Here is a 9207-nt window from a genome sequence, read left to right as displayed (position 1 = left end):
TTCTATCGAATCAGATTGCGAACAGTAAATTCCTCATCCGGAAGATTCCGGTCAAAAACAATGTCGGTAATGATCATCCGCGAACGGGTTCCTTTAATGAGGTCTTTCATTTCAAAATCGGTAGCAACCCAGTAATTCCCTTTTTTGTCAATGCGCGAATTGACGAGCTCTTTTATTGGTTTTCCTGTTTTATCAAAGTAGGTGACGTGTGCCGGGTAATAATTATCCTTTCTTACTGTCACCACAAGTTTCGGATATCCGGTTTTGTTTTCCGGTTTGGGTTTCAGTTCCAGAATGTAGGAATCGCCTTCTGGTTTTGCGGAAACAGCATCATACCTTTCGGCATACAATTTTGATTCCATGTCCTCATAACTGAAATCTGTTCCGGCAAAATTCTGGTTTTTGATATGCGAGGCAATACGTCGCTCTTTGCCATAGGCAGGAAGGTAAAGGTACATTACTTCCCCCGGAAGGGAAAGAAAGGCGATACCTGCCTGCGAAGCCGGGGCCGTAAACCGGAAAAGGCGCATTGAATTTCCCTTTTGAATTGTTTCGGCTTCACGAACCGATTCCTTTCCGGTGCGGTCAGTTATCACCATTTTTATTTTTACCGTCTGATCCTTGCAGGCATAAAGCACTTCATCCATTTTTTTCAGGATGTCGCCTGCATTTTGCGCCTTCAGCCCTCCGGTAAACAGAAGGAGGAAAACCAGGCAAATTGCTCGTGTTTTCATGGCATTTATTGTTTAAGTGTATGCTGATTCCAGATATTTTTTGTAATAAGAAGAAGGGCAGGTAAAAGAGTAAGGGAAGCGAACCCGGAGCTGAGCATGGTAAGAGCCACCGACACGCCGAAACGCTGCAGAGGGACAAGGTCTGAAAATGTAAGCACCAGAAAGCCGGCAGCTACAGAGAGGAAGTTGATTATCACCGAACGTCCGGCAAGACGGAATGTCTCCTTCAGGGCTTCTTCCACTTCCATACCCAGCGCCAGATTATGCCGGAACTGGCTGATTACGTGGATAGAGTAATCTATTCCGATCCCAATGGAAACGCTGGCAACCAGTACGGTAGCCACATCGAGAGGAATTCCGCTCCAGCCAAGAAAACCAAAGAGAACCGCCAGTGTGCAAACTATGGGAACAATTCCAATCAGTCCCCTGAAAAATGACCGCAACATAAAGCTGAGAAGCAAAAGAACCAGCAGGATTGCAATGGTCATACTCTGAAACTGGCTTCGCACAATACTTTCATCGAGTTTTTTGTAAACCGACGGGAAACCGGTCTGCCGGACCGTAAAGCCGGATGTTCCAATGGCAGGGATGAAACGGTTCAGGGAATCGACCAGCTGGTTCATTTTGATGCTGTTGGATGTGGTTACCACTGCCTGAACCAGAGCTTTTGTCTGGTCAAGTGTAAGCAACTGGTCAATCACCTCCTGTCCCTGCAACAGAAACCACAAATTGTCAATTTTCGACTGGTCCGAAGGGATTCTCAATCCCTCGCCCATCAGATTGTTCATCTCTTCAAAAAGCTGTGCAACTGACTGTGGGTGGACCGTAATCGGGTATGCCTCAAAAAAGTCAGAAACCTTTTTAAGAACCGAAAGTCCCTCGGGAGAAAGGATATTCCCTGTTACCTCAACAAAAACAGGGATGGTCCCCCTGAAATGACGGTCTATCTCTTCTTCGGCTTTACGGGAAGGGTGATCCTTTCTGAAATAATCAATCAGGTCGACTCGCCTTTCGATGGAAAAGGCACCGGAAACCATTACCAAAGAAATAACTCCCCAGAAAAACATTGTTCCCCAGGGATGGCGGCTGGAGAGGCGGTATAGCGATACGGCCATCCTGCTCGCAAAAGAACTGGTCTTATCAGGTACCTGGACATCAGCGCCTGATTGGCCGGGAAACATAAGTTCAATGACCGGAGCAAGAAATACCGCCAGCAAAAAACTGAACCCTACCCCGCAGGATGTCAAAATTCCGAAGTCGCGGATCATAACAAGGTAGGAACCATAGATGAATGAAAGGAATCCAATGGCTGTGGTAAAAGCAGCCAGAAAAACCGGTGCAACAATATAGGGCAATACTTTCCTGACAGCAGAAGCCATATTCTGTTCCGTTTTCATCGCCAGCTGGATGCGGCTGCAAACGTGAATGGAATAGGCGCTTCCAACGGCCAGAAGGATAACAGGGGTAACATTGCTTACCAGGGTTATGTCGAAACCCAGCGCTCCCATAAGCCCCAGAGTCCAGATAACAGCTACCGCCACAGTGATAACCGGTATCAGTACGCCCCGGATAGTGCGGAACCCAAGAAAAAGGACAATGAGAATAACGAGCAATGTGATAGGTCCAAGGAACAGGATGTCATGCATAATGATTTTCCCTATGTCATTCACCATAAATGGCAGGCCGCCAAAGTATATCTGACAGCCCGGGAAAGAAGTTTTAACAGCCGTGCGGATATTTTCGGCTACCCTGCCCTGATCAACCTTAACATGCACGGTATCGCCCCTCTCGATGAACCTGTATATGGAACCGGGGTATTTTTGGGAAAGATACTGATGCAGTTTTCGGCCGGTAAGAGTGGTATCGAGCGGTATATCGAAACCTTCCCTTATTTTAACCACAATGTTGCTCATGGTAGCATCTTCCGAAACAAGAAAATTGCGGTACATGTTTTTGGAGAGCACATAATCCCGGAATTTAAGAAGACTTTCAGAATCCGAAGGAAGGTTATCGGGGTCAATCAGGCGGGTTACAACCAGCATGGAATCTTCTTCCCGAATATCGATGATATTGGACAAACTGACCACGGTTCCCACTCCGGGAATGTTTTTTATTGAATCGGTGATGGCAGAGATAAGAGAAAGATTTTCCGTTGTAAAAATATTCTCAGCCTTCAGCGCAACGACTCCGGTCTGATTTCCACCGAATGCCATGCCTACTTCGTCAAAGAAAACCGCTTCAGGGTCGTTATCGGGCAAGTAGCTCATCACATCGGGGTTTACCCGGAGCCGGGGGATAAATAAAGCAAAAGCAACGGTAATAAGAATGATAAGGGAAAATATGAGCCATCTGAATTTCAGCAGAAAATCGGGGTATTTTTCCAGGAATTTCATAATTAACTATTTGACCTTTTTATTATAATAGTCAAATTGCTTTCAAAAAAATTTACTGATCAATACAACTTTCGTTACAGGTATTTTCGTACATTTTGATCTCTTTCATGCATGCTTCATAATACCGTAAAACAGAATATTCAACAAATTGTCAATTCTGTTTTCCAGTTCTTCCATAGGTCCTCCGGCATCGATCAGAAGAGGGACTTCAAGCCCTTTCATGGCAATAACTATTGCTACTGCGGCCAGATAAGGTTCTTTGGTCTCGAATTCTCCGTTAACAATACCCTCGTAAATGAAGGACTGTATAAGTGCCGTTTCGTCGCTTTCAAACCGGGATCTCACATCATTGATAAAACTCAGGTGGGAAAGGTAATCGTTTTTTATGGCCTCATAATAATTGGCCAGTTGCCTGATTTTCAGCATGCGGGCTTTAACATAGGCCCTGAGCTTATCGGAAGCCTTACGGAAAGAGGAGTAGGCTTTTACCAGTTCCTGCCGGAAAAGGTCTGCTTCCTTTTCAAGAATTGCTTTGAAGAGTTCTTCTTTTCCGGGGAAGTAATAATAGATGGCTCCTTTCTGTTTTCCAACGCGAGCGGCAATTTCATCCATGGTGGCTTTACGGAAACCGTATTGCCTGAACACTTCCCTTGCCGCTTCAATGATCTGTCCGCGAATATCAGAAGGAACTTCTCTTGCTTCAGCCAGCATATTATCATTTTTTGATTTCGTATCAAAATTATAACATTTTTTTTGAATAAAATGTTAAATTATTCAAAATAAAATCAATTCTCTATAAACTCCTTATCTTTATCACCGAAATCTTCTTCATTTAACCAAGGAGGCTCTATGCTGTTTACCCTTACCACCGTCATTTTACTTGTGGCCTTTTTCATCTGGTACAGAGCCCGAAAAAAGGTTCACGGAGAACATAATCCCCTGTTCAGAAACACCTCGCAGATCAGCGGAGTACTGGCTCTGATACTGGCCGTTCTGGCCATCAGCCAGTGCTTTACCGTAATTCCTGCCGGTCATGTAGGGGTAATCGATTTTTTTGGCCAGGTATCTGACAAAACCCTCAAAGCCGGTATCAACATGGTTAATCCGCTGGCCCGTGTCATCAAATTCTCTGTTAAAACCCAGGAAATCAAAGAGATAATGGACGTTCCTTCCAAAGAAGGATTAACAGTGCAACTGGAAGTAAGTGTCTTGTTCCATCTCGATCCGGAAAAAGCCGGAGAAGTATATAAGACTGTCGGAGAAAACTATGTAGACATCATTCTTGAACCTCAATTCCGCTCTGTTTCGCGGGGTGTAACCGCCGGGTACGAAGCAAAGGCCCTTTATACATCGGAACGTGAGATGCTGGCGCAGATCATTATGACGGACCTGCAAAAGATTGTCGGACCGCGCGGAATTGTCATCGAAGCTTCTCCCCTCAGGCGAATTGCACTGCCGGAAGGACTGAGAGCCGCCATTGAAGAAAAACTTCGTGCAGAGCAAGAAAGCCAGCGCATGCAGTTTGTTCTGGCCAAGGAGCGGCAGGAAGCCGACCGAAAGAGGATTGAGGCACAGGGAATTTCCGACTTCCAGAATATTGTCTCCAAAGGAATCAGCGAACAACTTCTGCGCTGGAAAGGTATTGAGGCTACGGAAAAACTGGCCAATTCACCCAATACCAAGGTTATTGTGATCGGCGCAGGAAAGGACGGATTGCCGCTGATCCTTGATACAAAATGATACCTTAATAAAATCTGATATGAGAAAAACATACATTTTCCTGCTGATTTTTACAGCAGTGTTTCTGCAATGCAATTCCCAGAACCTGTTGACGCCCGAATGGAAATTCCAAACAGGAGATAGTCTGCAATGGGCTGATGCAGCATACAATGATAGTCACTGGAAGGAAATTACAGCCGGAATTCCATGGGAGCGGCAGGGTTATGGAGGATACGACGGCTTTGCCTGGTACCGGAAATCAGTTTTTATTCCTTCTTCCTTAAAAAAACAGGTTATCGGCGGAGGGGGCCTGGTCTTAACTCTCGGAAGAATTGATGATGCCGATTATACCTACTGGAACGGGGAACTTGTGGCAACCTCAGGGGATCTCCCTCCCGCCTATGTTTCGGCATATGACAAGGAAAGAAAATGCATCATTCCTCCGGAAAAAATCCGGTGGAATGCTTTCAATGTGATTGCTGTGCGCGTTTATGACGGCGGAGGGGAAGGAGGCATGTACACAAAAAATGTTGAGCTGAAGCCTGCGGGGGTTGAAGATTTTCTCGTTATTTCCCCTGCTTTCAGCCGCCAGGACAGAATCGTTACAGGAAAAGGGCCATTTACCATTCCTCTTGCTGTTTCCAACACTTCGGGCCGGAAAATAGATGGTATCGTCAACATAAAGGTAAAAACCGATTTTGGCGAACCGGTATTTTCGGCCAGCGAGAAAGTAAGCCTGCCGGGCAAACAAAAGCGGACCATCAGTATAGCAGCCGGAGATCTTGCGCCCGGATTTTACAGCGCGGAAGTAAGCCTGGTGAGTTCTGTTGCCAATAAGCAGGAGGGATTTAATTTCGGAATAAATCCGGAAAACATCGTTTCTCCTGTTGACCGCAGGCCGGACTTCGACGAATACTGGCGCCGTGCAAGGAAGGAACTGGCGGCGGTTGAACCTCAGTTCCGCATGATCCGGCTCGATTCCCTTTGCACTCCCAAGCGGGAATGGTTCCTGGTTGAAATGCGTTCTCTGGGGAATGTGCTGATCAGAGGATGGTACGGTCGTCCGGTTAGACCAGGGAAATATCCTGCAATTCTGCACGTTCAGGGATACAGTTCCTATATGATTCCCCAGTGGGCTTACCAGGGGGATGACATGGTTTCCTTTGCCCTCAATATCCGCGGACACGGTAACAGCAAAGACAATGTCAATCCGGGATTTCCGGGGTATCTCCTCTTTCAGTTGCATGACAAGGAAAATTATATTTACCGGGGTGCTTACATGGATTGCATTCGGGCAGTGGATTTTCTCTGTTCCAGGCCGGAGGTGGACACTGCACGCATTGCTGTTGAAGGAGGAAGCCAGGGAGGGGCTTTAACCTTCGCTACAGCAGCCCTCGACAACCAGCGCATTAAGGTTGCCGTTCCACAGGTTCCTTTTTTATCTGATTTCAGGGATTATTTCCGCTGTGCTACCTGGCCTGCCAACGAATTCGAGGCCTACGTCAGACAGCACCCCGAAATGGGCTGGGACAAGGTGTTCGAAACGCTGAGCTATATTGATATCAAAAATCTGGCGCCCTGGGTCAGATGTCCTGTCTTAATGGCTGTCGGCCTCATGGACAATATCTGTCCCCCGCATATTAATTTTGCAGCATATAATCAGCTGAACGTACCGAAGGAATACATTGCCTATCCCGAAAGCGGTCATGGATTGCCTTCAGAATTTCAGGAACGCAAGATTTCCTTCATCAGAAAAGTTTTCGGATTAGAGTAACCGATGGAGCAGGGAAAAGACCACAAACAGGCGACCCGTGAGGGAATACATACTGATCTTGCTGACTGCACATTGTGTCCGCGCAATTGCCATGCCAACCGGCTTGAGAAGCCGTCGGGATATTGCCGCACAGGAGCCGGCATCCCTGTTGCATCAATTTGCATTCATCGCGGAGAGGAACCGGTTATAAGCGGAGAAAGGGGTATCATCAACCTGTTTTTTGCCGGCTGTAACCTGCGCTGTGTGTTTTGCCAGAATTACGAAATCAGTTTTTATGGCAAACCCGGTTTCGAAGCGGTTTGCGGTTACGGAACAAATTCAGGGATAAGGGACTGGTCTTTGAAAGAAGTGGCAGATTCCATTGCGGAAAAACTTGATGCGGGCTATCATTCCGTGGGCTTTGTCTCACCCTCGCATGTTGCTCCCCAGGCAGTTTCTGTGATCCATGAATTGCATGCCCGCGGGTACCGGCCTGTCATTGTATGGAATACCAATGCGTACGAAAAACCGGAGACCATTCGCATGCTCGACTCCCTGGTGGACATCTACCTGCCTGATTTCAAATACATTACTCCTGCCGTTGCAGGAGAACTTTCGGATGCAGAGGATTATCCGTTTTATGCCGCTTCGGCAATCACCGAAATGTACCGTCAGCGCGGCAACCGTTTGCATTTCTCGGAAGATGGAACTGCCAGGCGGGGTTTGATCATTCGCCACCTTGTCATTCCCGGGTTCATTGAAGAAAGCAAAAAAGTACTGCGGTTTATTGCAGAAAATATTTCCACCGGTGTATATATTTCCCTGATGTCACAGTATTATCCGACGCCATTGACCAGGGGTCCGGCATCATTGAAAAGAACGCTGTACGAGGAGGAATACGAAAGCGTAAAAGAGGAAATGTACCGGCTTGGTTTCAGGAACGGGTGGGTGCAGGATCCCGGAAGCCACGGGCACTATCGCCCTGATTTCAGCAGGGAGCATCCGTTTGAATAAGGATTTGCTGGCCGCAATCCATTATATTGCCGGCATTGTGCGAACGCATCCCTCATTTAACAGAGCGGTCACCATGGATATTGGAATTCAATACCTCTCGCTATGCTCTCGTTAAACCTGATTCATCTGCAAATATTTTTTTTCAATTGTCTGGTTTGTCGTTACATCAATAGTCATTGGAATTAAGCTTTATCTGCCCAAAGCAATTGCTTTACTTTTTCCGTACCCTTACTGTATATGCCTTCCGCGGGTTGTCCATCAGGAGCAGGGAAATTTCCCGGTCAGTAAATCCATGGCTTTTCAGTGCAGGAATCAGGTGTGTGAAAATGGCCGTATAAGGTCGGAAAGTCACTCCTGCCGGATTGACCACGTCATACCATCCGGCATCATGCGAAAGGATCACCCGGTCAAGGAGGCCATGGGCTTTCATTTCGGAAAGCAGGTAAACATATTTTTTCAATTCCGCACTGTCGGTTGTTACATTATCATAAGAAACCCAGACTCCCTGCCGGGCCAGGTCGATATGATCAGAAAGCTGGGCAATCTGGGCATGCGTCCAGATAAATGCACGGGGGGAAACTCCTTCGTTTTGGAGAATTTTCAATTCAGCCCGGGCCGCAGCAGCTGATTCGGTATGGGCATTGATGGTCAGACCGGTTTTCAGGTGGGTAAGCGCAGCCGCCCGAACGATTTTTTCATGGATTGAATCGAGCAGGCTATCGCTTTGCACGGCAATTTTAATAAAACCCGGCCTGATACCAGTATTCTCGATCCCGTTTTTCCATTCATCAATCCACCTGCCGGCCAGTTGCTCTGCCGGTTCTGTCCAGGTATGAGGAGGAAGCGCTTTCTTGCCAATGGCTCCGTAATATCCTGTATTGGTGAGAATCGCTATGCCGGATTGTTCTGACAGCATTCTGAGTAACAACGGATCCCTGCCCAGATAGGCAGGAGTGCATTCCACCAGGGTTTTTACCCCCATATTTTTTATTTCGAGCAGGTAGGGCAGTACTTTTGAGAGAACCTCCTGGCGGTTCCACCGATGATACCCGGTGCTATCGGCACCTATGAAATCGACCAGAATGTGTTCATGTGCCAGGGTAATGCCCATACTATCGGAAGGTATTTTCCCTTTCACGCTCATAATAATCTCCTGCTCCCTTGAACAGGAAAATATTAGCAAAAGAGATAAAAGAGGCATGATACATGCCCGATGAAATTTCCGGATATTCATACTCGCCTGATTTGAAGGACAAAATAGTAAAAATATTTATGTCAGAGTACCTCTTGCTGAAGTTTTTTCTGTGGTAAGCTCCCATGATTTATTTTGAATTGCATTCGGTTCATTTCCTGCTGAATGGGCTGGCATTGAAAGATCAATTCATGGACATAAGATACCTCTAAACATCAGTAAGGACAGGAGTTACATTTATCAGTTTTTTACGTCCGGATTGCACATTAGAAGAGCAAGCGAACCAATGCGCAGTGGGCTGGATAGTTGCGGAGGCATACGGACAAACCCCGCTGGAACGAAGGGGAAGCGGCCTTAGTGGCACATTGCGAAATTCTCATGAGCCATGTGGTCTAAAGTGAT

7 protein-coding genes are annotated in these 9207 nt (G+C 46.7%); 3 read left to right on the top strand and 4 right to left on the bottom strand.

Annotated elements, in window-relative coordinates; all coding sequences use genetic code 11:
- Positions 1–2: 2 nt before the first annotated feature.
- The 3 genes from GX419_07050 to GX419_07040 all read right to left on the bottom strand — a co-directional run bounded on the left by GX419_07050 (position 3) and on the right by GX419_07040 (position 3838).
- Positions 3–734, bottom strand: a complete 732-nt coding sequence (locus tag GX419_07050) for an outer membrane lipoprotein-sorting protein (GenBank protein ID NLI24443.1) — start codon at positions 732–734, stop codon at positions 3–5.
- Positions 735–739: 5 nt separating this feature from the next.
- Positions 740–3127, bottom strand: a complete 2388-nt coding sequence (locus tag GX419_07045; GenBank protein NLI24442.1) for an MMPL family transporter — start codon at positions 3125–3127, stop codon at positions 740–742.
- Between the two features lie 105 nt (positions 3128–3232).
- Positions 3233–3838 carry a TetR/AcrR family transcriptional regulator gene (locus tag GX419_07040; protein ID NLI24441.1) on the bottom strand — a complete coding sequence of 202 codons (606 nt, stop codon included), beginning with the start codon at positions 3836–3838 and terminating at the stop codon, positions 3233–3235.
- Positions 3839–3976: 138 nt separating this feature from the next.
- On the opposite strand from GX419_07040, the gene GX419_07035 reads away from it, so the two are divergent.
- From GX419_07035 to GX419_07025, 3 genes are read left to right on the top strand one after another with little or no spacing between them, the layout of a single operon-like run.
- Positions 3977–4867 (top strand): prohibitin family protein, encoded by an 891-nt coding sequence (locus tag GX419_07035; GenBank protein ID NLI24440.1) that lies wholly within the window; start codon positions 3977–3979, stop codon positions 4865–4867.
- A 19-nt stretch (positions 4868–4886) separates the two neighbouring features.
- Positions 4887–6620 carry an acetylxylan esterase gene (locus GX419_07030; protein NLI24439.1) on the top strand — a complete coding sequence of 578 codons (1734 nt, stop codon included), beginning with the start codon at positions 4887–4889 and terminating at the stop codon, positions 6618–6620.
- 45 nt (positions 6621–6665) lie between these two features.
- Complete coding sequence (locus tag GX419_07025; GenBank protein NLI24438.1) at positions 6666–7613, top strand: radical SAM protein; 948 nt, start codon at positions 6666–6668, stop codon at positions 7611–7613.
- Between the two features lie 211 nt (positions 7614–7824).
- Here the strand turns inward: GX419_07025 and GX419_07020 are convergent, their stop codons facing one another.
- On the bottom strand, positions 7825–8814 hold the full coding sequence (locus GX419_07020) for a phosphotriesterase (protein ID NLI24437.1): 990 nt from the start codon (positions 8812–8814) through the stop codon (positions 7825–7827).
- Positions 8815–9207: the final 393 nt, after the last annotated feature.

Source organism: Bacteroidales bacterium, assembly GCA_012517825.1.
Taxonomy (GTDB): Bacteria; Bacteroidota; Bacteroidia; order Bacteroidales; family JAAYUG01; genus JAAYUG01.
This window is presented reverse-complemented; position numbering and strand designations above follow the sequence as displayed.